This window comes from Thauera sp. SDU_THAU2, from assembly GCF_038260575.1.
GTDB lineage: Bacteria > Pseudomonadota > Gammaproteobacteria > Burkholderiales > Rhodocyclaceae > Thauera.
Window position 1 is genome coordinate 3,952,718 of record NZ_JBBWUN010000003.1, and the last position, 26,983, is coordinate 3,979,700.

At 63.9% G+C, this 26,983-nt stretch carries 21 protein-coding genes; 13 read left to right on the forward strand and 8 right to left on the reverse strand.

Annotated elements, in window-relative coordinates; translation table 11 throughout:
* Window positions 1-1,197: an efflux RND transporter periplasmic adaptor subunit gene (locus tag AAFL97_RS20200; protein WP_341646449.1), complete on the reverse strand. Its 1,197-nt coding sequence runs from the start codon at window positions 1,195-1,197 to the stop codon at window positions 1-3.
* A gap of 176 nt (window positions 1,198-1,373) precedes the next feature.
* Between AAFL97_RS20200 and AAFL97_RS20205 the strand changes: the two genes are divergently transcribed.
* Entirely contained in the window at window positions 1,374-2,021 is a 648-nt protein-coding gene (locus AAFL97_RS20205) for a TetR/AcrR family transcriptional regulator (protein ID WP_341646450.1), read from the forward strand.
* Between the two features lie 79 nt (window positions 2,022-2,100).
* Here the strand turns inward: AAFL97_RS20205 and AAFL97_RS20210 are convergent, their stop codons facing one another.
* The 3 genes from AAFL97_RS20210 to AAFL97_RS20220 all read right to left on the reverse strand — a co-directional run bounded on the left by AAFL97_RS20210 (window position 2,101) and on the right by AAFL97_RS20220 (window position 6,219).
* The gene (locus tag AAFL97_RS20210) at window positions 2,101-4,098 is read right to left on the reverse strand and encodes a methyl-accepting chemotaxis protein (protein WP_341646451.1); all 1,998 of its coding nucleotides are present in this window, start codon (window positions 4,096-4,098) and stop codon (window positions 2,101-2,103) included.
* A gap of 85 nt (window positions 4,099-4,183) precedes the next feature.
* A complete protein-coding gene (locus tag AAFL97_RS20215; protein WP_341646452.1) occupies window positions 4,184-5,506 on the reverse strand; it encodes a sensor histidine kinase in 1,323 nt (440 codons plus the stop codon).
* Window positions 5,503-6,219, reverse strand: a complete 717-nt coding sequence (locus AAFL97_RS20220; RefSeq protein WP_341646453.1) for a response regulator transcription factor — start codon at window positions 6,217-6,219, stop codon at window positions 5,503-5,505. Before AAFL97_RS20220 ends, AAFL97_RS20215 begins: the two co-directional genes overlap by 4 nt.
* Window positions 6,220-6,530: 311 nt before the next feature.
* Between AAFL97_RS20220 and AAFL97_RS20225 the strand changes: the two genes are divergently transcribed.
* The 5 genes from AAFL97_RS20225 (at window position 6,531) to AAFL97_RS20245 (ending at window position 11,910) form a co-directional block, all read left to right on the forward strand.
* On the forward strand, window positions 6,531-8,777 hold the full coding sequence (locus AAFL97_RS20225; RefSeq protein ID WP_341646454.1) for a TonB-dependent receptor: 2,247 nt from the start codon (window positions 6,531-6,533) through the stop codon (window positions 8,775-8,777).
* A 201-nt stretch (window positions 8,778-8,978) separates the two neighbouring features.
* A complete protein-coding gene (locus AAFL97_RS20230; RefSeq protein WP_341646455.1) occupies window positions 8,979-9,659 on the forward strand; it encodes a Fe2+-dependent dioxygenase in 681 nt (226 codons plus the stop codon).
* A 23-nt stretch (window positions 9,660-9,682) separates the two neighbouring features.
* Entirely contained in the window at window positions 9,683-10,150 is a 468-nt protein-coding gene (locus tag AAFL97_RS20235; protein WP_341646456.1) for a Fur family transcriptional regulator, read from the forward strand.
* A gap of 39 nt (window positions 10,151-10,189) precedes the next feature.
* Window positions 10,190-10,567, forward strand: a complete 378-nt coding sequence (locus AAFL97_RS20240; RefSeq protein WP_341646457.1) for a hypothetical protein — start codon at window positions 10,190-10,192, stop codon at window positions 10,565-10,567.
* A gap of 221 nt (window positions 10,568-10,788) precedes the next feature.
* Complete coding sequence (locus tag AAFL97_RS20245; protein WP_341646458.1) at window positions 10,789-11,910, forward strand: ComEA family DNA-binding protein; 1,122 nt, start codon at window positions 10,789-10,791, stop codon at window positions 11,908-11,910.
* A 6-nt stretch (window positions 11,911-11,916) separates the two neighbouring features.
* On the opposite strand, the gene AAFL97_RS20250 is transcribed toward AAFL97_RS20245, so the two are convergent.
* On the reverse strand, window positions 11,917-12,993 hold the full coding sequence (locus tag AAFL97_RS20250) for a metal-dependent hydrolase (protein ID WP_341646459.1): 1,077 nt from the start codon (window positions 12,991-12,993) through the stop codon (window positions 11,917-11,919).
* Here AAFL97_RS20250 and AAFL97_RS20255 point away from each other — a divergent pair.
* The 4 genes from AAFL97_RS20255 to AAFL97_RS20270 all read left to right on the forward strand — a co-directional run bounded on the left by AAFL97_RS20255 (window position 12,976) and on the right by AAFL97_RS20270 (window position 16,099).
* Entirely contained in the window at window positions 12,976-14,139 is a 1,164-nt protein-coding gene (locus AAFL97_RS20255; protein WP_341646460.1) for an Npun_F0296 family exosortase-dependent surface protein, read from the forward strand. The genes AAFL97_RS20250 and AAFL97_RS20255 overlap by 18 nt on opposite strands.
* A gap of 167 nt (window positions 14,140-14,306) precedes the next feature.
* The gene (locus tag AAFL97_RS20260) at window positions 14,307-14,996 is read left to right on the forward strand and encodes a CsgG/HfaB family protein (RefSeq protein WP_341646461.1); all 690 of its coding nucleotides are present in this window, start codon (window positions 14,307-14,309) and stop codon (window positions 14,994-14,996) included.
* A 30-nt stretch (window positions 14,997-15,026) separates the two neighbouring features.
* Window positions 15,027-15,398: a DUF4810 domain-containing protein gene (locus AAFL97_RS20265; RefSeq protein WP_341646462.1), complete on the forward strand. Its 372-nt coding sequence runs from the start codon at window positions 15,027-15,029 to the stop codon at window positions 15,396-15,398.
* Window positions 15,399-15,409: 11 nt separating this feature from the next.
* Entirely contained in the window at window positions 15,410-16,099 is a 690-nt protein-coding gene (locus AAFL97_RS20270) for a DUF799 domain-containing protein (protein WP_341646463.1), read from the forward strand.
* 13 nt (window positions 16,100-16,112) lie between these two features.
* On the opposite strand, the gene AAFL97_RS20275 is transcribed toward AAFL97_RS20270, so the two are convergent.
* From AAFL97_RS20275 to AAFL97_RS20285, 3 genes are all read right to left on the reverse strand, one after another.
* Window positions 16,113-17,396, reverse strand: a complete 1,284-nt coding sequence (locus AAFL97_RS20275; RefSeq protein WP_341646464.1) for a TRAP transporter large permease — start codon at window positions 17,394-17,396, stop codon at window positions 16,113-16,115.
* Window positions 17,393-17,887, reverse strand: coding sequence for a TRAP transporter small permease (locus AAFL97_RS20280; protein ID WP_341646465.1), 495 nt, complete (start codon window positions 17,885-17,887; stop codon window positions 17,393-17,395). The genes AAFL97_RS20275 and AAFL97_RS20280 overlap by 4 nt, the downstream gene beginning before the upstream one ends.
* A gap of 124 nt (window positions 17,888-18,011) precedes the next feature.
* A complete protein-coding gene (locus AAFL97_RS20285; protein ID WP_341646466.1) occupies window positions 18,012-19,043 on the reverse strand; it encodes a DctP family TRAP transporter solute-binding subunit in 1,032 nt (343 codons plus the stop codon).
* A gap of 443 nt (window positions 19,044-19,486) precedes the next feature.
* Between AAFL97_RS20285 and AAFL97_RS20290 the strand changes: the two genes are divergently transcribed.
* Genes AAFL97_RS20290 through AAFL97_RS20300 form a run of 3 tightly spaced genes read left to right on the forward strand, consistent with a single transcriptional unit; the run spans window position 19,487 to window position 26,947 of the window.
* Window positions 19,487-23,536, forward strand: a complete 4,050-nt coding sequence (locus tag AAFL97_RS20290) for a hypothetical protein (protein ID WP_341646467.1) — start codon at window positions 19,487-19,489, stop codon at window positions 23,534-23,536.
* Window positions 23,478-25,847, forward strand: a complete 2,370-nt coding sequence (locus AAFL97_RS20295) for a hypothetical protein (RefSeq protein ID WP_341646468.1) — start codon at window positions 23,478-23,480, stop codon at window positions 25,845-25,847. The genes AAFL97_RS20290 and AAFL97_RS20295 overlap by 59 nt, the downstream gene beginning before the upstream one ends.
* A complete protein-coding gene (locus AAFL97_RS20300) occupies window positions 25,844-26,947 on the forward strand; it encodes a hypothetical protein (RefSeq protein WP_341646469.1) in 1,104 nt (367 codons plus the stop codon). The genes AAFL97_RS20295 and AAFL97_RS20300 overlap by 4 nt, the downstream gene beginning before the upstream one ends.
* Window positions 26,948-26,983 lie beyond the last annotated feature (36 nt).

Here is a 26,983-nt window from a genome sequence, read left to right on the forward strand (position 1 = left end):
TCACTTCGCTTCGGCTGCGGCAGGCGCTTGCGCGGGCGCACCGCCCGCCTCCTGCGCCTGCACCTGCGCGCCGGGGCGCACCAATTGCAGCCCTTCGACGATGACGCGCTCGCCACTGGCCAGCCCGCCGGTCACCACCCAGTTCGAACCGAGCGACTGCGATGCCTGCACGGTGCGCGACTCGACCTTGTCCTCGGCGCCGACCACCATCACCACCGCGTTGCCGAGCGGGTCGTGCGACACCGCCGCATGCGGCACCAGGATGGCTTCGTTGCGCGTGCCTTGCGGCAGGCGCGCACGCACGTACATGCCGGGCAGCAGCACGCCGTCCGCGTTCGGGAAACGGGCGCGCAGCGTGACGCTGCCGGTGCCCGCGTCGACCGTCACTTCCGACAACGCCAGCCGGCCTTCGGCGCCGTATTCGGTGCCGTCCTCCAGGATCAGCTTGACCGGCACGTCGCCCTTGGCATTGGTCTGCAGGCGACCGGCCTCGATTTCGCGGCGCATGCGCAGCATGTCGGCGCTGGATTGGCTCAGATCGACGTAGATCGGGTCGAGCTGCTGCACGGTGGCCAGGGTCTGCGCCTGGTTGGCGGTGACCAGCGCACCGGGCGTGACCGCCGAGCGGCCGATGCGGCCGGCGATCGGCGACTTGAGCTGGGTGTAGTCGAGGTCGATGCGCGCCTTGTCCTGCGCCGCCTTCGCCGCCGCGACTTCGGCCCTGGCCTGCTGCAGCGCGGCCTGAGCGTCGTCGTTGGCCTGCTTGCTGACCGCCTCGATCTTGACCAGGCCGGCATGGCGCTCGGCCGTCAGGCGCGCCGCTTCGGCATTGGCCTGGGCGCGCGCGAGCGTCGCCTTCGCACTGTCGAAAGCGGCCTGGTAAGGCGCGGGATCGATGCGGTACAGCACCTGGCCGGCCTTGACTTCGCTGCCTTCGTTGAAGGCACGCTGGGTGACGATGCCGGAAACCTGCGGACGAAGCTCCGCGATCAGATAGGGGCTGGTGCGGCCGGGCAGTTCAGTGACCATCGGCACCGCTTCGGTCTTGACCGTCAGCACGGTGACGGCAGGCGCCTGCGGCGCGCCCTGTGCCGAAGCGCCGCCTTGCTCTGCACCGCCGCCGCAGGCAGTGAGGAACAGGGTACTCAGCGCAAGCACGACAGCGGGCTTGATGACGGCGCTATTGATTCTCTTCATTGGAGCCTCGTGGGTTCGAGGAACAGGATCATCATGGGAGGTCTTCCGTCGCGCGATGTTCCCGCCCTTTTAGAAGGGTTGTTCTAGATTGAACGCTCATTCTATGTTAGCCTTTGCTGCATCGCAAGAACTTCCACCCTGTGCAGACAACCAGGACCCGACTCCATACCACACGCATGCAAGACACGGATACGACGACGTCCCACGCCGACGCCCCGCGCGCCACCGCCCGCCGCCAGCAGATTCTGTGCGCCGCCGCGCAGTGCTTCCGTGAACATGGCTTCCACGGCGCCAGCATCGCCAAGATATCCGCCATTGCGGGCATGAGCCCCGGCCATATCTACCATTACTTCGAGAACAAGGAAGCCATCATCGCGGCGATCGTCGCCCAGGACCTCGAAAGCCTGCTGGAGATGACGGCGCAGTTCCGTGCGGCATGCAACGTCCGCGCCGCGCTGATCGAACGTGCCGCCGAAGGCGTCGCCAAGCAACTGGACCCCGACGCCGCCGGCCTGAAGCTCGAGATCGTCGCCGAGGCCGCACGCAATCCGCGCGTGGCGCAGATCGTCAGCGAAGCCGACGCCACCTGCAGGCGCGAACTCGCCGCCCTCATCCGCGACATCCGTAGCCGCGCCGGCCATCAGGACAGCGCCGCCGCCATCGACGGCATGGTGGAAGTGCTGGCCTGTCTCTTCGAGGGCCTGCTCCAGCGCACCATCCGCAACCCCGGACTCGACCGCGACAAGGTCACGCAGCGCATCCAGATCGCCATCGGCGACCTGCTCAACCAGCCCGGCGAAGACGCACTCGCGGCACGCCCATGAACGAACGCCCGCCCCGGCCTCGGCCGGGGCGGGCGGATGAAGCGCCGGCACCAGCCGGCGCCTTCGCGATACGACGCGCTCAGACGCGGAAATGCTCCACGCTCCGCCTGAGGCGGCTGGCGACGTCCTCCAGCGCCTTGCTGGCCTCGGCCGAGCGCCGGGCATCGGAATTGTTGCGCTCTGCCATCTGGGCGATCTGCTCGACGCCCTGGGCGACACTCGCGGCAGCGGCGCTCTGTTCCTTGGCGGCATTGCTGATGCTCACGACGGCCTCCGACGTCTTCATCGCACCATCGTAGAGGCGCCGGATCGCCTGGTCGGCCTCGGTCGCCAGCTTGACGCCGCTGTCGACCTGCTCGACGCCCTTGTTCATGCTCGCCACCGCATCGTCGGTGTCATGCTGGATGTGATCGACCATGCGCGAAATCTCCTTGGTCGAACTCGAGGTGCGTTCGGCCAGCTTGCGCACTTCGTCGGCCACCACCGCGAAGCCCCGGCCCTGCTCGCCTGCCCGCGCGGCCTCGATGGCGGCATTGAGCGCCAGCAGATTGGTCTGCTCGGCGATTTCGTGGATCGTGTTGACGATGCTGGAGATCTCCTTCGACGACTGCCCCAGCTGGCTGAGCTTTTCCGACGCCTGGCCGACGGTGCCGGCGATGTCCTGCATCGCCTCGGTGGCGAGCCGGATGATGCGCGAACTGTCGGCCGAGATCTGCGCGGCTTCGGCGCTGGTCTCGCGCGCCTCGTCGGTATTGGCCGCGATCAGGTCGATGCTGGTGCTCATCTGCTCGACCGCGGCCGCCATGCCGGCCGTCGCGTCGCTCTGCTTGTCGGAGTTGACCGCCACTTCGTCGGCCTGGCGCCTGAGCACGTTGGCGTCGTCGCTCACCGTGGCGGCGGCATTGCGCACTTCGGCGATGGTCTTGCCCAGCCCGCCGACCATGCGCCCCAGCGCCTCCATCAGCTTGCCGACCTCGTCCCGCGAACTGGCGCGGACCTGCACGCTCAGATCGGCATCGGCAACGCGCGTGGCGAGCGCGACGGCGTCGTTCAGCGGCTTGCTCACCCAGCGCCGGGTCGCGACGACGATGATCAGCGTCACGATCGGCACCAGCACCAGGAACAGCAGGATCATGCCCTGCCCCACCTGCCGGCTTTCGCTGTTGAACTCCTCCAGGTAGCTGCCGGAAATGACCAGCCAGTCCCACGGCTCGTAGTAGTTGAACTCCGCCACCTTTTCGCGGGCCTTGTCCTCGCCGGGGTTCTTCCACGTATACCTCAGGAATCCATTCTTGCGCTCGAGCATTTCGGCAATGAAGGGCCGCCCTTCGGCATCGGTGGTGGAAAGCACGGACTGCCCCTGGATCTCCGGGTGAATCATCACCGTACCGCGATTGTCGCCGCCGGCGCTGATCGCAAAGGGGTAACCGCTGCTGCCGACCCGGACGCTGAGGATGGAACGCCCCAGGGCCGCGAGTCCGGGGGTGTAGTCGATCCCGGCTGACAAGGCGCCGATGACTGCGCCGGACGCATCCTTGAGCGGAACGTAGTGCATCATCAGTTCGCGGCCGGACATCGTGATCTTGTGGGTCAGGGCTTCGCCGCGCAGCAGTGCGAGGGTGGCCGGATGCGCCGTCCCCAGCAGGGTGCCGGCGACGCGCTGGCCCTGGCCGTCCTTGAGCGAGGTCACGGTGCGCACGAAGTCGTTGCCCACTCGCGTCAGCACCGTTCCGAACGCTTCCGAGACGGTGGTGAACCTGTCGGGAACCCGCGTATCGTGCTCGACGACCGGGATTTCGCCGTGATAGAGCCTGCCATCCCGATACTCGAAGCCCTCCGGGTATTCGCTGGCGAACAGCTTGGCCATCCGCACCGTGCTCAGCATCAGGCTGCGGTTGAAAACGTCGATCATCGTGATGACGGTGGCGTTCGTGTCCTCCAGCGTCCGGACCGATCGCTCTTCCAGCTTGCTACCCAGGTAATTCGACAGCCCCACGGTGCCGGCCAGCAGCAGGACGCTGATGGACGCGACCAGCATCAGGCTGAGCTTGAGGCCGATGGAAAGGTTCTTGAACATGGTTTCGCCCTGCGTGTCGTTGACCGGCTGGCCGATGCAGCCTTCATGCCATTAGCGGCAGGGGGCGAAAAAACTTGAACCGGGGTTATGCGTCCTGTCCGAAGGTCAACGTGAAGCAGGTGCCCCTGTCCTCGCCCGCCGGCGAAACCACGTCCAGCGTCCACGACTGCATGATGCAGACGCGCTTGGCGATGGCCAGGCCGATGCCCGCCTGGTCCATGCCCGCGGCGGCGCCCGGCTCGCGCTGTTCGTGCTGGCGCTGGTCGGCGCGGCGATTGCTGAAGTAGCGATCGAAGACATGCGGCAGTTCGGCCGGCGCGATGCCGGGGCCGGAATCGGTGAACTGCAGGCCGTGCGCGATGCTCGAGACCGTCAGCCTCGCCGGCGCCGCATGCAGCACCGCGTTGCGCACGATGTTGCGCATCACCGTCATCAGGGCGTGGCGGCTGATCGTTTCCTCGTGCCCGGGCCTTACCGCATTCACGAACTCCAGCCCGGCCTTGTGCGCGTCCATGCTCAGGCTCTCGAAGATGTCCTCGACGCAGGCATGGATGGCGACGCGCCCCTTGTCCTCGAAACGGGCATGGGCGAGGCTGAAGGTGCTCTCCAGCGACTGGCTGATCTCATGCACCGATTTGACGATGCGCTCCAGCCGGGGCTGCCGCTGCTCCGGCCCCATCGTGTCATACCTGAGCATCAGCTCGGCATCGCTGCGGATCACCGTCAGCGCGGTGCGGATCTCGTGGTGCAGGTTGGCGGAGAACTCGCGCTGGTCGGCGATGGCACCATCCACCTGGTCCTGCACGCGATTGAACACTTCCATCAGGCGGTCGGCTTCGTTGGCATGCGGACTCTCCACCGCAACCGAACTCGGCACCCAGCGCGTCAGCCGCTCGGTGAGCGCGTTCAGCGGCATCACGAGCCGCCGCGCCACGCCGCTGCTGAGCAGCACGGCGACGAGCGAACAACCGACGACGATGGCCAGCAAGGCGCGGGTGAAATCGTGCAACTGCTTTTCCAGCACCACGGTGTCGTAGACCACGTACAGCAGTCCGTCCCTCGCTTCGACGACCGCCACATGCCAGGTGCTGTCTTCCCTGGGCAGCTCGTGCAAACCGACGGGCAGGCTGCGCAGCTCGTCCGGCAGGCTCGCTGCCCGTACCGTAGGGGATTCACCCCAGACGTACATCGACGGCGCCATGTCGCGCTCCAGCGCCGAAGTCCATTCGTCGCCGAAGCGCGACACCCGCGGCACCAGCCGCTTCGCTTCAGTGTCGATCAGGTCGCGGACCATCTTCTTCTCGACGTGAAGATAGACGCCATAGGTCAGCGCCGCCGTCACGCACACCGCCAGGCTGACGAGGCTGGTGAGCACTAGCGTGATGCGCCGCTTGAGCGATTTCTTCATGGCTGAATGGCGTTCGGCGCCAGCCGCCAGCCGATGCTGTGCACCGTTTCGATGCCATCGAAACCATGTGCGGACAGCGCCTTGCGCAGCAGGTGCATCTGGCTGCGCAAGGCCTCGGCCGAGGGCGGCTCGCCCTGCCACAGGTATTCCTCCAGCCGGCGGCGCGGCACCACCCGCCCGCCATATCGCAGCAACAGTTCGAGAATCATCAGGTTCTTGCGCGACAGCTTGATCTCCCGCCCATCGACGGTGACGAGCTGGTCCGCCACCACGTAGCGCAAGGGCCCGTAGTCGAGCACGAAGGCGGTGTCGGAAAGCTGCCTGGAGCGGCGAATCAGCGCCCTGCTGCGCATCAGCACCTCTTCCAGCGCAAAGGGCTTGACCAGGTAGTCGTCGGCGCCGCTGGAAAAGCCCAGCGACTTGTCCTCCAGCGTGGCGCGGGCGGTCAGCATCAGCACCGGCGTCGATAGCTGCAGGCCTTCCCGCATCTGCCTGAGCAGGCCATAGCCATCCATGCCGGGCAGGCCGATGTCGAGCAGCACCAGGTCGTAGGGCTCGTGCCCCAGCCGTTCGAGGGCGGCGGTGGCGTCCCGCGCCACGTCGGCGATGAAGCCCTCGCCTTCCAGTGCAAGCAGCAGGTTCTCCGCAATGGCAAGCTCGTCCTCGACGATCAGGACGGTGTAGGGAATCTGCTGCTTCTTGCGGGGTGGCATCCAGACCTCGCCGCGGCCACATGGGTCGCACGGCACGTATATCGGCAAACAAGCGCTTTCTGGCAGGCTATCAGCTCGCATGTGAAAAAAACGTCGAATAACGATCACATCAAAATCTAATGAGTTCCGTTCTCATTATTCTTCCCTTCCGCGTTCTTTTTCAACGGAAATTCGACGCGCCGCTTCCTATTCTTGCGCTGGGCTCAACTCCGACAGGTCAAGCCTCCCCCGCACCGCCCTGAACGCCCGGCCGCCGCCGGACGGGTCGGTGCCGCCCCTTTTTCCCAGAATCCGCAAAGGAAGCCGTGTACATGAACAATGATGGAAAGCAGACGGCGCCGGCCGTCACGCTGCTGCCGCTGGAAAGTTTCCAGTCGGCCTTCGAGCCCGCCCGGACCGGCGTTCGAACCAGCTCCGTACTGATGGGTGCAATGATCAGCGGCGCGGTCGCCATCGCACCGACGGCCCACGCCCAGGATGCGACGCTGGCCCCGGTCCACGTCGAAGGCCAGCACGACAATGCCTACCAAGCTCCGGCGGCGGCCAGCAGCCCCAAGTTCACCGCGCCGCTGCTGGAAACGCCCAAGACCATCACCATCATCACCGAGGAACTGATCAAGGATCGCGGCGCCACCTCGCTGACGGACGTGCTGCGGTCCACGCCGGGCATCACGCTGGGTGCCGGCGAAGGCGGCACGCCGAACGGTGACCGCCCCTTCGTGCGCGGCTACGAAGCCAGTACCGACATGTTCATCGACGGCGTGCGCGACTACGCCCGCGGTTCGCATGAAACCTTCAACCTCGAATCGGTCGAGATCGTCAAGGGTCCCAGCTCGGCCTACACCGGCCGCGGCGGCACCGGCGGCAGCATCAACCTGCAGACCAAGAAGCCGAAGCTGCAGAACTTCACCGAAGTCTCGGGCGGCTTCGGCAACGCCGGCCAGTGGCGCGCCACGGTGGACAGCAACTATGCCTTCTCCGAAACCGGCGCCTTCCGCCTGAACATGATGAAGATGGGTGGTGAAGTTCCCGGCCGCGACGGTGTGGACGTCGACCGCTGGGGTTTCGCACCCTCCATCGCCTTCGGCCTGGGCACGCCCACGCGGGTGACGCTGTCGTACTCGCACATCGACAACAAGGACATGCCGGACCAGGGCATTCCGTTCAGCAATGCTGCACATCCCGAACTGAAACGTCCCCCCAAGGTCGACCGCGACAACTTCTATGGGCGAGTGAAGACGGACTTCCGCCTCAACGAGATGAAGACCGCGACGGCGCTGCTGGAACACGACTTCTCCAACGACCTGAAAGTGCGCAACGTCACGCGCCACACCAAGACCCTGAACCATTACCTGCTGTCGCGCCCGACGTTCGACAACTGCGCCGCCGGGAACACCAGCTCGGCATGCGTTCCCAGCAGCCCCGATGCCCAATTCACGCGCGGCAACCGTGCCTGGTGGCGAGCCAGCGAATCCGTGATCAACCAGACCGATCTGTACGGCAGCGCCGTCCTTGGCGGCTTCAAGCACACCTTCAGCACCGGCCTGGAGTTCGGCAAGGAAAAGATCTACAACAAGTCCATGAGCCTCACCGGCCTGCCCAGCGAACGCGACTCGCTGCACAACCCCGATTCAGGCAGGTACTACAACTACGGCATCACCTACGGCCGCAAGACCGCTGCCGGCGAAATCGAGACGCGCTCGCTGTACTTCTTCGACACCATGGAGATCAACGAGCAGTTCTCGATCAACGCCGGCCTGCGCCGTGAGCACTTCGAGGTCGACAACTACACGAACAGCCGCTCCGACGGCTTCTGGAACTACCAGGCCGGCATCGTGTACAAGCCCGCGCCGAACGGCAGCATCTACCTGTCCTACGGCACCTCGTCCAACCCTGCCGGTGAGAACCTCGGCCAGGGCGGCGGCGCCGACGGCGTTGCCGGCGGTGCGCAAATCCGCGACCTGAAGCCGGAAAAGAGCCGCAGTTGGGAACTCGGCACCAAGTGGGACGTCATGAACGGCATGCTGTCGCTGACCGCCGCGGTGTTCGAGACCAAGAAGACCGATGCGCGCTCCACCGACGCGCTGACCGGCGAAGTCACGCTCAACGGCAGCAACCGCGTGCGCGGCATGGAGTTCGGCGTGGCCGGCGCCATCACCCCGAAGTGGAACGTGTGGGCGGGCTACACCTATCTCGACCCGGACATCCTGAACTACCGCAGCGGCAACAGCGTGTTCGACGGCAACCGCATCAAGTTCATCGCCAAGCAGAGCGCCAGCCTGTGGACGACCTATGAAGTGCTGCCGGGCCTGACCCTGGGCGGCGGCGCCACCTACATGGGCATGCGCTACGCCAACGACGCGAACACGCTCGAACTGCCGAGCTACACCCGCTACGACGCCATGGCCAGGTACGAAGTCAACAAGAACTTCGACCTGCAGCTCAACATCAACAACATCTCCGACGAGGAAATGCACGAAGCCTCACACGTCGGCCTGTTCGCGATGGTCGCACCGGGCCGCTCGTACATGCTCAATGCAACTTATCGCTTCGACTGACGGTCATTGACCACGGGTCGCGCGCAAGCCCCGCCATTCATGGCGGGGTCAGCGAGACAAGTGTCCCTGGAGCCGAAGGCTCCACAAGCTCGTGGCGAGGAAGCCCCAGCCTCCAGGCTGGGGCGACTCACCATTCCGGGGGCACGGTCATCGTGTCCCCGGACTACCCGACGGCCGCATTCAACGGAAACATCCACAACCATGATGCTCGTGATTCCAGACGTGCTGAACCCGCAGGAAGTCGCCGAGATGCGCAGCCGGCTCGACCAGGCCAGTTGGCACGACGGCCGCGAGACGGCGGGCTACGTCGCGGTGAAGCAGAAGAGCAACGAACAACTGCAGGTGCAGGACGAAACGGCGATCGAGCTCGGCCGCATGATTCTCCGCGCCCTGTCGACCAATTCCTGTTTCATCTCCTTCGCGCTGCCGCTGAAGATCCTGCCGCCGATGTTCAACCGCTACCGGGGCGGCGGCGAATACGGCTTCCACATCGACAACGCGATACGCGTCGCCCCGGCATCCGGCGAGCGCATCCGCACCGACATCTCCACTACCGTGTTCCTGAACGACCCCGAGGAATACGAGGGCGGCGAACTGATCATCAATGACACCTATGGCGTCGAGAAAGTCAAACTGCCTGCCGGACACGCCGTGGTCTATCCCGGCACCAGCCTGCATCGCGTCAGCCCGGTCACGCGCGGCCAGCGCCTGGCTTCCTTCTTCTGGACGCAGAGCATGGTCCAGGACGATGCACGCCGCGCCATCCTGTACGACCTCGACAACAGCATCCAGCGGCTGGCCACGCGGGCGGAGAACGCCGACGAGGTCAACCGCCTCACCGGTACTTATCACAACCTGATACGACAATGGGCGCAAACCTGATGATGCTGAGTCCGGAAACCCGCATGCCATCCCTGGTCCACTCCAACGATTCGACCAGCGCCGCCATCCACGCCGTGCGCAAGGCCGGCGTCTCCGTCACCGTGCCCCGCCTGGCGGTATGGACGGTGCTGGCCCAGGCCGACGAGCCGCTGCAGCCCTACGACATCCAGGCCCGCCTCACCGAGAACGGCGTCACCCTGTCGCTGTCGTCGATCTACACCGTGCTGAAGCGCTTCGTCGAAGCGGGCGTGCTGACGCTCCATGCCATCGACGCCGGGAAGTCCCACTATTCGCTGGCCGAAAAGGACTTCCGCCAGCACATCCTGTGCGAGGACACCGGCCGCGACTACTGGCTCGCCGATGAAGCGCTCAGCCATGCCATCGAAGAATTCTGCCGCGAGCACGGCTTCGAGCTGTCCACCTACTCGCTGATGGTGAAGGCGAAACCGGTGAGTTCGACGGGCGACGCGCGCAAGACCCGACCCACCTGAACAGTCCCCGCCGACGCATTCCGGCACACAGGAGACAGCATGATGAAGAAAAGCAAAACGGCCCTGCTCGTCTTCTGCGGCGGCTTCGTCCTGCTCGGCGTCCTGACCTTCTTCATCGCGCCGCCCGCCCTGTTCTCCTTGCTGTCGGGCGGTGCCTGCTATGGCTTCTGGGTTCTTTTCGGACGACTCGCCGGCGACAAGCCAGACGATGGCTCGCCGGTCTTCGGCATCCCGCAGGTGAAGTTCGGCTCCGCCAGCATCGCGATCGGTCTGCTTGCCTTCATCACCGCCATCTTCATCGACTCCCTGTTCCTCACCTCCATCAGCAGCGGAATGATGCTCTTCGGCGCACACATGACGATCGGCTGTCTCAGGACGCAGGAAGAACAGGCCAACGCAAACTCGGCCCAGGCCTGACGCACGCCCCCGGCCGTTTCCTCTGACCCGGCGCAATCGCGCACGAGCCGCCTAAAAAAATTCCATAAGCATCAACAGGCCAGTGCCCGCACACAGGCCATGCACCATTATGGTTATGCCGCCCCATCTTAGAGCATTGAAAATATTGATTAATTTTCGCTTTTCATCCCCACCCCGCTGCCGCAGAATGCGCCCCCGACCATACGACCAGACTGAGCATCATGTCCTTCATCGACGCGCAATTCGCCCCGGCCACGCACGCCGCCCAACTCGGCCACAATCACGGCTACGCCTTCGATGGCGACCAGGTCAGCCTGCGGGCAGACATCCGCATCCTCGACCCGATGGCCGCCGCTGCACGGAACTGGGCACTGCAACTGTGGGCGGGGGACACGCTGATCGCCAATGCCGGCTGCGGTGCGCTGTCGGCCGATGCGTCCGGCAACACCTCGGTGGAAGCCACGGTGGCTGCCATGCTGCCTGCCGGTACCGCTGAACATGCGCTGAGCCTGGCGCTGGCATGCGACGACGGCAGCGGTCTGCAATGCTGCGACAGCGCCGGCTATCCGCGCAGCGAACGCTTCTGCCTGCCGCGCATCGACGGCTCGGTCGGCTACACGCTGGCCGAGGACCATACCGCCATCCACGCCGACAGCATCAGCAACCCGCGTACATACGGCAGCCTGTCGGGCTCGCTAATCCTCGAGCTGTGGGCGCTGTCCGAACCCTATCGTGGCGGTGCATTCAGCGGCATTCTGGTCGGCAGCACCGAACAGGGCTGCATCGCCGGCCAGTATGCGACGGGTGCGATCGATGCTGAACTGCCCGCCTGCACCTTGCCTGCCGGCCGCTGGCACCTGACCCTGATGCTGCGTGAATGGACCGCCAGCGGCCATGTGACGCGCGACTACCGGACTTTCTCGCTGCCGGTCGATGGCCCGCTGCCCGCCCCTGCCGCCACCGAGGAAGCCGCCGTCGAGATCGCTGCCCCCACGGCTGAAGCAGCCACCAGTGCTGCCCCCGAAGCCGCTGCCTTGCCCGAAATCGACAGCGAGACGCCCGTCGCGCCTGCGGAACCGGCTGCTGCACCTGCCGAAGCCCCGAAGCCCTCGCGCCGAACCCCGGCCCGCGCAGCGAAAGCCGCCAAACAGGCGCCGGCAAACGCGCAGGTCTCGATCAACGATGCCGACGCTGCGACGCTCGCCAGCCTGAAAGGCGTCACCGCCGCCATCGCCAAAGGCATCGTCGCCGGCCGGCCGTGGAAGTCGGTCGACGAGTTGATCGAAGTCAGGGGCATCGGCGCCAAGCTGCTCGACAAGCTGCGCTCGCAGCTTCGCGTTTGAAGCCCTTCAGTCCATCACCCAGCGCAGGCCGCCGGGCTCGCGCTCGAACAGCCGCCAGCCGCCTTCGCGGCCGCACAGCCCGTAGCGGAAAGGCGTCTCGTCGCGGCCCGGGGTGATGAAACGCAGATCGACGAAGTTGGCGCAGAACTGGCCGGACGGCCCGTTCTCGGCATGGTCGAGCACCGGGAACATCGCGAACCAGCGGAAGAAGGCGAAGTCCTCGGCGCCCCAGACCTTTTCCACGAGCTGACGCACGCCGTTGTCGCCGAAGCGCTCGCGCACTTCCCACTGCGCCTGCGCCACCGGCAGGTAGGGCGCGGAAAAGCGGCGGATGAAATTGTCGTCCGCACCGGCGACCAGCGGTTCGCTGCGGCGGGTGTTGATGTGGGCGTAGTGATAGCGCTCGCCGTCGAAGACGATCGCGGTCCAGTTGAAGGGCGAGGCCGGACGCGGCGCGGCATCGACCAGCACCGGCTCGATGCCTTGCCGCTCGGCGTAGGCATGGGCGGCGTCGATCGCCTCGCCGCGCCCGGTGGCCTGGACACCGATCCAGCCTGCCAGTGCCACCAGCGCCAGCGCCGACGGCACCCGGCTGTGCCGCCACAGCGCGCTGCCGAGCAGGCCGGCGAGGATGATCCCGGTCAGCGGCAGGTCGATGATGAAGCTCGTCCCCCAGCCGAAGCGGCGCTCGGAAAACGGCGCGAGGATCATGGTGCCGAACTGGGTGATGAGATCGCCCAGGATGTGGATCAGGATCGCCGCGCAGACGACGACATACAGGCTGCGCCAGTCCGGTCCGCGACGGCCGCCGCGCTGCCAGAAGCGCGACAGCAGCCAGGCGATCAGCAGCCCCCACAGCGGCAACAGCAGCAGCGAATGGGTGACGCCGCGATGGCCGCGCAGGTAGGTCAGCTCCGACACCCAGCCGAGGACGAAGTCCAAGTCGGGGAAAGTCGCCGCGACGGCGCCGGCGACCACCGCCTGCCAGGGTTTGGGCAGCGGCGCGGCCGATGCCTGCTTGCCGCGCGGTGCCAGCAGGCGCCCCGCGAGCGCCCCGGAAAGTGCGTGCGTCAGCGTATCCATGCTGCCTCCCGCATGGATGCGCCCTGCGCCGACACCGATTTCTTCATTGCTCCTCCTGATGACGACAAACCGCCCGGCCACCGCGGCAGTACCGACTCCGGCACGTGCACCACACCGCTTCTCCGGCCACGCGCTCAGGGTTCGAGCGCATCCTGCGTGACAAGTTGCGCACAGAACATGATTCGGCGCGAATTCCCGCGCCCGGCGATGCACGGGCCGTGCGGTTCTTCCTCATGTCCGCCGGGCGAAACGGCCAGAATTGCCATCAACAGCCTATTTCTCAATTCTGATTTCAACGCGAACATCGCGCGGGGCACGACGTACCCGGATGAATGTTCAGCTCATGATTGCCAAGGAACCCGCTCGATGATCAAGACCCGCATTCTCGCACCCGCCCTGCTGGCCGCCTCGCTGGCCACCCTCTCCACCACCGCTGCGGCGGCCTTCGTCGTCACCTACGAAGAGGCGGGCGTGACCGGCACCACCGCTTCGTTCAAGCCGGGCGCCAACGCACGGGGCGAGGAGATCGTCGGCGTCGAGCGTTTCGATTCGTTGTCGACCGGCGTCCATGGAATCCACGTTTCGAACTTCGGCAATGATGATCTCGGCATCATCGGCACCTACCGCGGCGTGAATGTCCGGGCTGCCGACCAGTATGGCGGCGCCAGCGGCCGCGGCAACTACGCGGTTTCCGGCATCAACGCCACCTCCAGCTATTCGATCTCCTTCAACCAGGAGCTGACCTATTTCGGCTTCTGGCTGTCCGCGCTCGACGGCGGCAACCAATTGTCCTTCCATAGCAGCGGTATCGAGGTGTTCTCCTTCAGCGCCAATGACGTGCTTGGTCTGGTGTCCGGCAAACCCGGCTACCACGGCAACCCGAACAACGGATTCCGTGGACAGAACCGCGGCGAATCCTATGTCTTCCTGAACTTCTTCGCCGACGAGGGCTTCAGCTTCGACGAGATCGTCTTCAGGCAGGCCAACCGGGGAGCAGGGTACGAGTCGGACAACCATACGGTCGGCATCTGGAAGGAACAGTCCGGCACCGTGGTGCCGAGCTCGCAGGTGCCCGAGCCCGGCTCGCTGCTGCTGTTGATGGGAGCGCTACTGGGCGCTGCGGGCGCGGCCCGCCGCCGTAGCTGACACGCGGCGGCGCGGGCGGAAGCCTGCGTCGCCCGGATACGTCTTCCGCAGTCGAAGCCCGGGCGGCATCATGCCGTCGTGGCACGTGAACAAGTTCCTCGCTTGCTCAGCATCGCTACGGCACAATGCCGCCCCATCCCATTCGACATGACCGGAAGCCCTCCTCCATGCGCGCCCTTCCCATTTCCCGCAAGTTCGCCGCCGTCTGCACCCTGAGCATCGGCGCCGCCCTCCTCGCCGGCTGCGCCACCGAGCAGCACCGCACGCTCGAAGTCCCGAAGGTCGCATCGGCCGCCACGCCCTACACCGGCCAGCGCAGCCTGATCGCGGTGGGCAAGTTCGACAACCGTTCGAGCTTCATGCGCGGCATCTTCAGCGACAACGTCGACCGGCTCGGCAGCCAGGCCAAGACCATCCTGATCACCCACCTGCAGCAGACCGGCCGCTTCAACGTGCTCGACCGCGACAACATGCCGGAGATCAGGCAGGAAGCCGAACTGTCCGGCGCGGCGCAGAAGCTCAAGGGCGCCAGCTACGTCATCACCGGCGACGTCGCCGAATTCGGCCGCAAGGAAACCGGCGACCGCCAGTTGTTCGGCATCCTCGGCCGCGGCAAGTCGCAGGTCGCCTACGCCAAGGTCAACCTGAACGTCGTCGATGTCGCCAGTTCGGAGGTCGTCTTCTCCACCCAGGGCGCCGGCGAATACAGCCTGGACAACCGCGAAGTCGTCGGCTTCGGCGGCACCGCCAGCTACGATTCGACGCTGAACGGCAAGGTGCTCGACCTCGCCATGCGCGAAGCCGTCAACCGCCTGGTCGAAGGCATCGAATCCGGCGCCTGGCAGCCTGCCCGCTGATCCGTCGCCCCAACGACGACCAGGCCGGCAATGAAGTCTCACGCCCTCATCCGCCTCGCGGCCGCGCTGCCGGCCGCGGGCCTGTTGCTGCTGGCCGGCTGCGCCAGCAACAGCCATCAGCCGCTGTACTACTGGGGCGAATACCAGCCCGCGCTGTACGGCCATTTCACCAAGGAACGGGGCCCGCAGGAACAGCTCGCCGCGCTCGAGGCCGGGCTGGAAAAAGCCCGCGCCAAAAGCCTGCCGGTGCCGCCGGGCTACCACGCGCACCTGGGCATCCTGTACGCCGAAAGCGAACAACCCGACCAGATGCTGCGGCACTTCGAGGCTGAAAAGACCCTGTATCCGGAAAGCGCCGCCTACATGGACTTCCTGATGCGCAAGGCGACCAAATCCGAGTGAGATCCCGACCGATGCACCCCACGACAGCCGGCCGCCTTCGCCTGAAGGCCGGCCTCATCGCCGCATGCGCGGCCTTGCTCGCCACCGGCTGCGCCACGCAACAGGCCAGCTACGACTATTCGGCCTTCAGGCAGAGCCGGCCCGCTTCCATCCTGGTGCTGCCGCCGCTCAACGGCTCGATGGAGGTCGAAGCCAGCTACAGCATGCTGTCGCAGGTCACGATGCCGCTGGCGGAGTCGGGCTACTACGTGTTCCCGGTCAGCCTGGTCGACGAAACCTTCCAGCAGAACGGCCTGCACAACCCGGGCGAGATGCACGGCGTGCCGCTGGCCAAGCTGCACGAAATCTTCGGCGCCGACGCGGCGCTGTACATCAACATCGAACAGTACGGCACCAGCTATTCCGTGCTCGCCAGCGAAAGCCGGGTCACCGCGCAGGCACGCCTGATCGACCTGCGCTCGGAACAGACGCTGTGGCAAGGCTCGGCGACCGCTTCGAGCGCCGAAGGCCGCGACTCCGGCGGCGGCCTGATCGGCATGCTGATCACGGCAGTGGTCAATCAGATCATCGAAACCACCACCAACCGCTCGCACCCGATCGCCGGCATCACCAGCTACCGCCTGCTGTCGGCCGGCATGCCCAACGGCATCCTGTACGGCCCGCGCTCGCCGAAATACGAACTGGAAGCGACGCCGCGCTGAGCGCGGCACCCCTTTACAGGTAGCCCAGCCGGCCGGGCAGCCACAGCGCAATCTGCGGAAACACCAGCATCAGCGCCAACGCGCCCAGCATCGCCAGCACCAGCCAGATCACCCAGCGGAAAGTCTCTTCCATGCCGATGCCGGCGATGCGCGAAGTGATCATCAGCGAGATCGCCATCGGCGGCGTGAACTGGCCGATGGCAAGGTTGATCGTCATCATCACGCCGAACCACACCAGATCCCAGCCCATCGCCACCGCGATCGGTACCAGCACGGGCAGCAGGATCAGGAAGATCGAGATCGCGTCGAGGAACATGCCCGCCACCAGCAGCAGCAGGTTGATCGACAACAGCATCAGCCATTCGCTCGAATGCAGCCCGACCAGCGACTTGGCCGCGGCATCGAAGACGCCCAGCGTGTTACCCGCCCAGGCGAACACCGAGGCGATGCCGATGATCATCAGCACCACGGCCGACAGCTCGCCGGCATCGACCAGGATGCGGAACAGGCCTTTCAGGTCGATCGAGCGATACACCACCATGCCGACGAAGATGCCGTAGGCCACGGCCACCACTGCAGCCTCGGTCGGCGTGAACAAGCCGGTGCGCAGCCCGCCGAGAATGACCACCGGCGCCAGCAGGCCCCAGATCGCATCGATGAAGCTCTTGCCCAGCGGCGGGCGCTCGGCCTTGTAGTCGCGGCCGAAGCCGTACTTGCGGCTGATGATGATCGCCGGCACCAGCAGGCTCAGCGCCGCGAGCATGCCCGGGAACAGGCCGGCGGCGAACAATGCCGGCACGGTCGCGGCCGGCACCATCACGCTATAGACGATCAGCGCCACCGACGGCGGGATCACGATCGCCGTCGACCCCGAGGCCGCGATCAGGCCGGCCGAGAACCCCTTGGGATAGCCGCGCGCGACCATCGACGGCAGCATCACCGCCGCCACCGCCGCCGCATCGGCCGGGCCGGAACCGGAGATGCCGCCCAGCAGCATCGACACCAGCACCGCGACCACCGCGAGCGAGCCCGTCCATTCGCCGACGATGGCGGTGACGAAGCGCACCAGGCGCACGGCCACGCCGGAGCGCTCGAAGATCATGCCGGCCAGCACGAACATCGGAATCGCCAGCAAGGGATATTTGGCAATGCCGGCATAGATGTTGGTCGGCACCGCAAGCTGGTCGAAGCCCGCCAGTGCAATCACGGCAACGCTCGCCACCCCCAGGCCGACGGCCAGCGGCATGCCGGCCGCCAGCGCGAGCATGAACAACCCGATCAGCACCGCGCCGGTCATGCCCGCCTCCCTGCACGGCTCGCCACCAGGCGCAGCACCAGCGCCACCGCCAGCACCGGCATCCACACGGTGTACCACCACTGCGGCACGCCGAGCGCCGGCGAGGTCTCCTCGAAGCGGTACTGGTCCCAGGTCAGCCGCCCGGCATAGAAAGCGATGAAGGCGAATAGGCTGGCGGTGACGGCAAAGGACAGCCAGTCGAAGAACACCCGCGCCCGCCCGGACAGCCGGTCGACGAAGAAGCTCACACGAATGTGGCGGTCGAAAGCGAAGGCCGCCGACGAGCCGAGGAAGGACAGCACGATCAGCAGCACGATCGAGAACTCCTCGGTCGCCGCGAAGGACTGCGAAGTGAAGTAGCGCACCAGCACGTTGCCGAAGGTGATCAGCACGATCAGCCCCATGACGATGCCGGTCAGGACCTGCTCGATCGTATAGGACGGCGGGGCGGCTTCCGCCTCGGCCGGCGGCACTTCAACTTCGATACTCATCGCGTGAAACGGTCCATCAACAATGGAAAAAAATCATGCGGCCAGCATCCGCCCCGGGCGGGGCGAAGCTGGCCGCACGTTGGCCCGGCGGCCGGCGATCCGGCCGGCGATGCCGGGACGCTACTCAACGCTTGGCGACGTCTTCCTCGGCCTGCTTGACCAGGTCGTTGCCGATGCGGCCGGCCCATTCCTTGTACACCCCGGCCGTCGCCTGGCGGAACGCGTCACGCTCGGCATCGCTCAGGCGCACCACCGACACGCCGTTGGCTTCGATCTCCTTCAGCAGCGACTCGTCGTCCGCCGAAATGCCGGCGCGGGCGCGGGCGATTTCCTCGGTGGCGGCCTGCTGCGCCGCCTCGGCAACCAGCTTGCGGTCGGCTTCGGTCCAGCTGTTCCACACCTTCTTGTTGACCACGAAGATCAGCGGATCGGCAACGTAGCCCCACAGCGTCAGGTGCTTCTGGCCGACGGTATGCAGCTTGGCGGCGTTGAACACCGCCAACGGGTTCTCCTGGCCATCGACCGCGCCAGTCGCCATCGCCGGCTGCGCATCCGCCCAGCTCATCTGCGTGGGATTGGCGCCGAGCGCATTGAAGGTGGCCAGGAACAGCGGCGAACCGACCACCCGCACCTTCATGCCCTTCACGTCCTCGGGCGTGCGGATCGGTTTCTTCGAGTTCGACACCTCGCGGAAACCGTTCTCGCCCCAGGCCAGCGGCACCACGTCGCGCGCAGCCAGGACTTCGAACATCTTCTCGCCGACGCGGCCCCGGGTCAGCGCGTCGATCGCCTTGTGGTCCGGCATCAGGAAGGGCAGCGCGAACAGGTTCAGCTCCTTCACCTGCGGCGACCAGTTGATGGTCGAACCCACCGCCATGTCGATGATGCCCTGGCGCAGCGCGGTGAACTCCTTGGTCTGGTCGCCCGACACCAGCGAGGTGCCCGGATAGACCTTGATCTTGATCCGCCCCTCGGTCTTCTCGGCCACCAGATCGGCCCAGCGCTGCGCGCCCCAGCCCCACGGGAAAGCCTCGCCGAGCACCGTCGACAGGTTGTATTCGTCCTTGTACTGCTGAGCCGTGGCCGGCATCGACAGGCCGAGCGCGGCCGAAGCGAACAAGCCGGCGATGAGGGCGGTGAAGCGGCGTTTCTGCATGGGATGTCTCCGTTTCTGGTCTTTTGGGCACAGCGCCCGGTACTGCGACTGCAGCGCAGGCGCGAGGGAAGGGGCGATTCTACAAATCAAGGAGCCTGGGGGCCAGCGCAAAATCGTGCAAAAAGTGGGAAGAGGTGAAGGATATAGCGGACATAGTGCTTTATTTTTCCCTCTCACGAGAACCATTCCTCACAAACCCACAACATTCTCATGACCTAAACCTCTCGGCCTCGCATACTTCAACCATGACATGCTAACCGAGCAGTAGAACAATCCTGACATGCACACTCTATCGCCTGACACACCCGGAGCATACGTTGCAAGCTAAACACGTCCTGATCCAGAACAGGTACAACCGAAAACGGAACAGTGAATAAATAAAGAATGATTTACGCCTGAAAAATTCATTAAACATAGTTAAAATAAATAAAACTCAAATAATCATGTTACGAATAATCTCAGCCAATGAAGCACACGAACGCTCTGATGGCTATCAGTCACGTTATGACTTTGCTTCCAAGCTACCTGATTCCCTGATTCACTCCCCAGGCAAGGGTCAGCCCATTCCCCTGCACAGGATCACCGGCCTGCTCAACCGCGATGATCGGAAACGGGCACTCCGCTGGATGAAGGGGGGCAACAAAAAGCACAGCACCAAGACCGACAATCTTTCCGATGACGAGTTACTGATTGCACCATTCGTCAAGCAATCCCAAAGGCTGCTTTTCTTCTGGAAAGCTGAAGAAAACTTCAAGAAGACCCCCCAGCATCCTCAATTCCCATTCCAATCCTTCCGTTCCTCCCTGCTCCATTCCCTGCTTGCACGTTACCGGAATGACCTGTTCGCCTCATGCAGACCTTTGACGGGCGATGAAATAGAAGCACTTGAAGCAGACGGCGTGCCCATAGAAGAACTCGTCATCGTTCTGGAGGAGTGCCCCATCGGCCGTGATGCGGAGTCCAAGGACTTTTACTACCGGTCATACTCGTCCTACGTCAATGTCTGGCACGAATTCACCGACGATTTCCTGAATTGGGACGCATTGCCTGACGAGCAGCGACTATTGCTCAGCGAAGCAGTGTTTGCCTTGGCTTCCTCCCTGGGTGCGCCCTGCCTGATGGACTTGGCGGTCGAACGATGCCCGGGTCTCGGGCCGTACTACGTGAGTATGGAAGTGTCTGAGACGGAAGATTGTCCGGGCGAACCCCTGGAAATTCCCGCGCGAACCATTGACAACAGAGCCCTCGCGAAACTCGCCACGAGCGTCCAGGAGAGAGCTGATGCTGGCCCGATCTGCTCATCCGAATTCGATAGTCTGATTGGCGAACTCAGCACCTTTGAAGATCTGAAAACGGCCGCGCTGATCGTCGCCAGCAGGATTTACGATTTGCAGTCCCCTGATCCCGTCCTGATCGGCGGTATCGATCGTATCGTGGACAAGCTCAAGGCCCTGCCATCGGGTTGTGAAGCGCTTCCGCTTCTTGTGAAGCTGTACACCGCCGTTTTCTACCTGCTCAAGGCTGACGAACCGTCAGACAGCTTTCACCCGCTGCGTACCGAGTTGGGTACTTGCCTGACGAAATGGAATGCCAGGGTCTTCACATCTTGCACGGCCCGGATCGACGCGGACTACCTGCTGTTCAGCGGGCAGGGTGGTACTTGTAACACGGGTGCCGATGCCTTTGTCGAGACCAGCGCTGCCTACCAGGCCAAGGTCGAAGCAGTCCAGTCTGCTTCCAGCCAACTGCAGTCGTTACCTCTTTTCGAGAGGGCCGCTGCCCGCCAAGCACTCAACGATCTGGAGGCGGAGCGCAACCGCCTGATGGAGGAGCTTATCCAGGCCGGCAACGCCCTGTTGGAAGCCTTGTATCCGTTCGAGGAGAATGAGGATGAGGCATTCCGAATGATCTCCCTATGGGATACCTATACGGCCCGGCACCAGGATGCCGTGGAACGCTTCTACGACTATTGCTCCCAGCCTCGCCTCGTGCCGGTCGCCGACTACATCGAGACCTTCATATCCAGTACCACCCAAGCCGATTCTGCAGGTCGAGATGACGGCCAGGCTTCGCTCCCCGCCACGACGGATGTTGTGAACGAGGTCTCCGATCAACCTGCATCGCAAGAGGCCCCTGTTTCCGCTGAACCGGCCGTGACTATTCCTGAGACCCAGCGTGTTCATGTGGAGCCATTCGAGACTGCAGCACCTTCCGAACCCATCCCGCCAGCCGAACAAACCGGGCCGGTAATGCCTGTCGAACCTGCCGTGGACGAAGCCGAATCCCTACAGGTCGAGCACGAGGCCGAAAACGTCGAGACCGGCGCTTCCGAAGTGTCAGCACTCCGCCCTGTACTGCCTCCCGGCACAGTCGCCAAGGTAAACGAGGCCAGGGAGGCATCCCTGCGCGACGTATTCTGGTCATTGATTCTGGATGGGCTGTACGGCATCGCAAGACAGCTCAGCCAGGCATCCCCCCGGTCCGGCACCCCGGAATGCACCTTGATGGATCTCGTGGTTTACGGACAAGGTCTCGTTTATCCCCATGGTCAGATGGCCCGCGCACTGGAACAGGTTGTCGGTGAGTACGATCTGGCAAAATGTCTGACGGGCGTTCCTGAGCAGGATTACTACGCCTGCAACCTGCTTGTCGTATCCAGTGCCATCCGATCGGGCCTGATTGCCCCAGGATCGGGGGTATCTTCACTGCTGACCCGCGACCTTTCCCTCGGCCCCGGCTGGGAAACCCTGCACGCCATCGCACAGCGCATCGCCCACGACGCCCCGCAGATGCACGGCGTCATCCTGGGGCCGGATTCTTTTCGCAAGCAACAGGCCATCAAGGACATCGCACAGCGCCGTGCCATGCTGGCCGGCGAGGTCAGGAACTGGCTCGAAGACAACGCACACAGCAAAATGCCGTACCAGGCCGCCACCAGTGTGTGGCACCGCTGGGTAACGGCAACGGACGGAGTGGTTTGCAGACTGCTCAAGCCGGTCGCGGACATGACGACGGGGTTGTCTGGCAAGGCGGAGTGGAAGGAATTGATCGCTTTCCTCACGGATCCCGATCAGGTCGAAGCCCACGTCCAGGAAACCGACAAGCAACTGCGCGGCGCTCGGTTCGGGAGCACTTCACGCTTCGGGAATATCGATTACGCTGCCCTCAACTCCATCCGCCGACGCTGTGCGGAGGCCGCCAATCTGGCGCTACGCTGGACCGAACTGGATGCACCAAGGCGCTTGAATGACTACAGCGAACGTCTGATCGGCGAACTGGACCAGTTCCTTGAGTCCCACAAGCAGGCAGTTTTCGCTGAAATCGACCGTGCCGGAGGCTCGGACGAGCTTTCCATGCGTGCAGCGGCGAATTGTCTGCGTAAGGCCGTGGAATCGCTGTACGGACTTTTCAATCCGAACGACAGCCAAAACCTCACGGAAAAGCTCCCGCGCTTGGCCCTGAACCTGGACGTCCTCAGAATCCCTTCTTACCACTTGAGCGATGCGCTGGAACTGGAGACGCCCGCCGTCGACATGGACGCCTTCGGCAAACCGCAATCCGTTGAAGAAAGCATTGAACGGCTCATGGGTGAGGGCGATTTTTTCGGTGCTGAGCATCTAGCCGAACTGCTCGCGGCGGATCACCCACTGTGCCTCCAATCACTGGAAAGGCTTGCTGAAGCACGCATGGCGCTGCGTACCCAGCATGAGAGACTTGAGCTCAGGATCGAATCCAGTTTCCGCTCCGGATCTCTCAGCGACAGCGAGCGTGAGCAACTGGTGGCCCGCATGGCCGATATCGGTCAGGACATTGATGCTTCCAAGCGAGCAGACATCGTGCGCAACGGATTGGAGGAGATCGAGTGTGCCCTCCAGTCTTCGTCCAACACCCGCGTGAAATCAATCCGCGACAGCATCGTGCCCCTGCGCCTCCCGGAAGACTCTGCTCATGCAGCAACCCTTGAGAACCTGCTGAACAAAGGCGATCTGCTGGCGGCAGAGGAGTACATCGACCACCTGAGACGCGGCGCGGAGCCACCGAGCGGCAGCGATCAGGAAGTACCCGGCGTGGAATTCCAGCAATTCCTACGCAGGGTGAGGCCGCATCTGGAGCATTTCTCCGAGAATCTCCGCGACGGCAAACTACCCGGTTCCCTCTCCAAGGCTGAGTTCAACCCGGAGACCCAGAAGAGTGCAGTCGAACTGCTGGATGCCTGGGATGCGGTCAAGCGCCTCGGCCGGAACGCCAAACGCGAGATCGAGCCCTTCCGCCGCCTGCTGACCCGAATCGGATTCAAGTTGCTGGACACCCCCTATCCGGAACGAAACCAGCAAGGATTCGAGCATCGAGTTCACGCTTTCCGTCGATCCCATTGCAGATCGTCGGATTTGCCCCATCCCCGAGTTCGGTTCGGACAGCAAGGGCCGCTACCGGGTGATCTGCCTGTTTGCCAAACAGGGCGAACTCGAGCCGACGGACATTCCACAGCCTAAACCGGGCTCCGTCCTGCCCACGCTGATCCTGTTCATGCGCCCACTCAGCGACGAGGGCCGCGAAGAGCTGTATCTGTTGAATAAGAAGAACCGATATTCCTGGCTGGCTCTTGACGAAGTCATGCTCTACCACCTCGCCCTGCATCCCCAGGGTCGGTTACGCGCATTCTTTTCCGCTGCTTTGCCTTATACGAATTCGGACCCGTACAAGAGCACCAAAAGCGGCATTGTGCCACCGGAAATGTTCTTCGGACGGACCCTGGAACACGATCTCATCGTGAATCCCCGCGGCAAGGCTACGGTCTATGGCGGCCGTCAGCTCGGCAAGACTGCCCTCATCAAGGAGATCGAGCGCCAGGTCCACGATCCGGAGGCCGGACATATCGTCAAATGGATCGACGTCCTCGGCGCTGGCGTCGGACGCTCGTTGCCGCCAGAGCACCTCTTTGTCCTGATCATCCAGGAACTCGGTCCACTCAACGTGGCCCAGACCGATTGGATGAAATTCAAGCCCGGCGACCACAGGCAAGTGACACATCTTATGGGCGAAATCCAGGCTTGGATTGAACGCAGGCCGGACAGGCGCATGCTCCTGCTCTTGGACGAGACGGATGACTTCCTCCGGGAGGATGCAGCCAAGGACTACCCGGTCACCCGCCAGCTCAAGCGGCTCATGGAAAAGACCGACGGCGCGTTCAAGTGCGTGTTCGTGGGCTTGCACAACGTGCTTCGCTCGACTTTTGCGCCCAACAACCCCCTGGTACATCTCGGGGCGGTGGAAATCGGGCCGTTGTACGCCAACGGGGAGTCGTCCTCCGCCTTCGAACTGGTCCGCGGCCCCTTCGCGGCACTGGGTTACAGGTTCGACAGCGACGCACTGATCATGCGCATTCTCGCAGTAGCCAACTACTATCCCGTGCTCATCAACCATTTCTGCGGCAAGCTCCTGGCCCGGGCGCGCCAGTCCAGCGACACTCGCTTTCCCCGCATCATTACCGATCGGATGGTGGCGAGCGTATACGAAGGCACTGACCTGCGCGGCGAAATCCGGTACTACTTCAACATGACCCTGGACTTGGATCCGCGCTACGGATTGATCGCCAACTGGCTCGCCGCCGAGCACCTCAGCGGTCACATCACGGCATCGGACGGTGCCCCGATCAAGAACATGTTCGAAGGGGTTGCCAGTTGGTGGCCCGCCGGCTTCCGGGGCATTACACAGATCGAGTTCGAAACCCTGGCGAACGAACTGATCGGCCTTGGTGTGTTACGCAATACTCGCGAGGGTGGCTATACCTTCCGCAACCCCAATGTCCTGCATCTGCTCGGCAGCCTCGAAGAGGTTGAGGACCGCATGCTCAGCATTTCCAATACTCAGGAGGTGCCCTCCGGTTTTGACCGCACGACCTCCCGCAACCCGATCAAAGACACGGTGCGCGACCCACAACGCAGCCCGCTGACCGTCAGCCAGGAACAGGAACTGCTGGATGAGACGAACGGCATTCGCATTGTCTGCGGCCCGCCGCTGAACGGTCTTTCCGAAGTTTTCCCCGCCATTGAGCGCCGCCAACTCGGGGCCAAGGTCGTTGCCTTCAAAGGCAAGACACTCAAAGACTTGGAGAATGAAATCGGCAACATCCGCAGTAAAGCCAGACAGGGGGCTCACCTTCTCGTGGTCGGCGAGGATAAGGATTGGACCTTGGAATGGGTGGGCATTGCGAAATCACAACTTGATTCCCGGGTTTCCACTACCAGCCATGTGAAGGTCGTCTTCGCGGCGGACGGCAAGAAGCTCTGGGGATTCCTCAGCAGCAACCACCTCAAGGATTTGGCACCCACAGAAACCCTCGTCCTGGCCCCGTGGGCCGATGCCTTCCTCAAGACCTGGCTGGACGACATCCAGATGCCATCGGATCGCACCAGCCGTGAAGCTGTCCTGCGGGCGACGGACGGCCGCCACGGCCTGCTTCGCTTCCTAAGTGCAGACTTGGATGTAAGCAGCAAGCTTGTCGAACGCTGCAAGACCTTTGAGGAGAGCATGCTGGCCAAGGACAAGGCCAGAGCCATCCTCGACGGGCTTGGGGTCGTCACCGACGATGCCATCACTGGCCTCAATGTCCTCGCCGCCTTCTCTGGCGAACAGCAACCGATCATCGTCGAGGCTTTGCGGACAGAACTGCCGGACGGCCCCCTTGGCGAGGACTTTCTCGAATGGGCGCGGCTGATGCATCTCGCCTATCCAGTTGGCAACGATAGCTGGAAGGTTTCCCCCTTCGTCGTAGCCCTTCTCGAGAAGGCTGAAGAGGAATGAACGAATGGCTCACACCAGGACTCACGGCTTTGGTCGAGGCCGTGGTAAGCAAGCTGTGCGAAGGGTCGTCCGTCGTGGTGCGCATTCCCAGGCTTTTCCCTGCCGGCCTCGAATCCAGGGTGCGAACTGCTGCCCGCGAAAGCGGAGAAATGCTCAAACGCATCGACCCCGACGAGCATTCGCCGGCGCGCCGGCTCATGTCAGCACTGGACCCCGACGATCCTGAGTTGAGCGTGGAGATCAGTACGGCCTGCCTACTGGATAAGCCTGGTTTGGAAGGGACGGTTTTCTGGCTACGGCTTACGGACGTGGCCCGGACTACGCCTTGGCTGAAGTTTCTGGACGAAGTTGCCACGTTGCGGCGAACCCACCCGGGTCGATTGTCGCCCCGTCTGCTGCTGCTTCTCGAAGAAGGGGCCTTGACCTGCGCAGTGGGGAGAAAGGTGGGTATCGAGGTTCTGGATGCGGACGCTCATCTCGACTTCATCGACCTCCTGCTGGTCGCCATGCACCGGGCACGCATGACTTGCGGCTCCGGAATCAAGTCCCAACTCGTCGGGCAAACCTGCTCCCACTTGGCCATCTGGGATTTCGGCCTGCTTGACCGCCTGCTGGACGAACCCATGGAACGCCTGTTCCAGCCCGACCCCGTCCTCATGGACTATGCCAGCGAGCTGGACTGGTCACCCGAAACAACGCCAGACTGGACGAACGGGGGGCTCAAGACCTGCGATGGAGCCGTCCGCGTCCATAGCGGTCTTGCGGCAATCCGAGGGGACAGTCTGGACCTGGCGTCCCGCGTCTGGTCCGGACAAGCCTCCGTCCTCATGCCGATCCTGGAGATGCGTCGCCAGGAGATCGTGGACGCCTACCGGGACATTCTGCGCGCTTGCCTGCCATGGAAGAACCTCTACGAAGAATGGATCCAATCTCCGGACGATCTGGAACTCGGTGAAGTCGACTACCTGCTTTCCAGATCCGGGATCGTGAGCGCGCGAGTCAAAGCCATCAAGAACGCCCGTAACGAACTATCCCACCTCAGAAGCCTGCCTCCTTTAAAGGCGCTCTCCAGCGAGATCGTGAGCCGTTTCGCGCGTTGACCTCTCTATGACCAGCCGCCCCCCATCCCCGCTGGC

Bases quoted from the DNA above. Each gene is read 5' to 3' on its own strand.
- AAFL97_RS20260 (WP_341646461.1), top strand. From the start codon at position 14,307: ATGCGCGCCCTTCCCATTTCCCGCAAGTTCGCCGCCGTCTGCACCCTG.
- AAFL97_RS20270 (WP_341646463.1), top strand. From the start codon at position 15,410: ATGCACCCCACGACAGCCGGCCGCCTTCGCCTGAAGGCCGGCCTCATC.
- AAFL97_RS20220 (WP_341646453.1), bottom strand. From the start codon at position 6,219: ATGCCACCCCGCAAGAAGCAGCAGATTCCCTACACCGTCCTGATCGTC.
- AAFL97_RS20240 (WP_341646457.1), top strand. From the start codon at position 10,190: ATGATGAAGAAAAGCAAAACGGCCCTGCTCGTCTTCTGCGGCGGCTTC.
- AAFL97_RS20280 (WP_341646465.1), bottom strand. From the start codon at position 17,887: ATGAGTATCGAAGTTGAAGTGCCGCCGGCCGAGGCGGAAGCCGCCCCG.
- AAFL97_RS20215 (WP_341646452.1), bottom strand. From the start codon at position 5,506: ATGAAGAAATCGCTCAAGCGGCGCATCACGCTAGTGCTCACCAGCCTC.
- AAFL97_RS20205 (WP_341646450.1), top strand. From the start codon at position 1,374: ATGCAAGACACGGATACGACGACGTCCCACGCCGACGCCCCGCGCGCC.
- AAFL97_RS20200 (WP_341646449.1), bottom strand. From the start codon at position 1,197: ATGAAGAGAATCAATAGCGCCGTCATCAAGCCCGCTGTCGTGCTTGCG.
- AAFL97_RS20290 (WP_341646467.1), top strand. From the start codon at position 19,487: ATGTTACGAATAATCTCAGCCAATGAAGCACACGAACGCTCTGATGGC.
- AAFL97_RS20230 (WP_341646455.1), top strand. From the start codon at position 8,979: ATGATGCTCGTGATTCCAGACGTGCTGAACCCGCAGGAAGTCGCCGAG.
- AAFL97_RS20210 (WP_341646451.1), bottom strand. From the start codon at position 4,098: ATGTTCAAGAACCTTTCCATCGGCCTCAAGCTCAGCCTGATGCTGGTC.
- AAFL97_RS20235 (WP_341646456.1), top strand. From the start codon at position 9,683: ATGCCATCCCTGGTCCACTCCAACGATTCGACCAGCGCCGCCATCCAC.
- AAFL97_RS20265 (WP_341646462.1), top strand. From the start codon at position 15,027: ATGAAGTCTCACGCCCTCATCCGCCTCGCGGCCGCGCTGCCGGCCGCG.
- AAFL97_RS20250 (WP_341646459.1), bottom strand. From the start codon at position 12,993: ATGGATACGCTGACGCACGCACTTTCCGGGGCGCTCGCGGGGCGCCTG.
- AAFL97_RS20225 (WP_341646454.1), top strand. From the start codon at position 6,531: ATGAACAATGATGGAAAGCAGACGGCGCCGGCCGTCACGCTGCTGCCG.
- AAFL97_RS20300 (WP_341646469.1), top strand. From the start codon at position 25,844: ATGAACGAATGGCTCACACCAGGACTCACGGCTTTGGTCGAGGCCGTG.
- AAFL97_RS20245 (WP_341646458.1), top strand. From the start codon at position 10,789: ATGTCCTTCATCGACGCGCAATTCGCCCCGGCCACGCACGCCGCCCAA.
- AAFL97_RS20285 (WP_341646466.1), bottom strand. From the start codon at position 19,043: ATGCAGAAACGCCGCTTCACCGCCCTCATCGCCGGCTTGTTCGCTTCG.
- AAFL97_RS20275 (WP_341646464.1), bottom strand. From the start codon at position 17,396: ATGACCGGCGCGGTGCTGATCGGGTTGTTCATGCTCGCGCTGGCGGCC.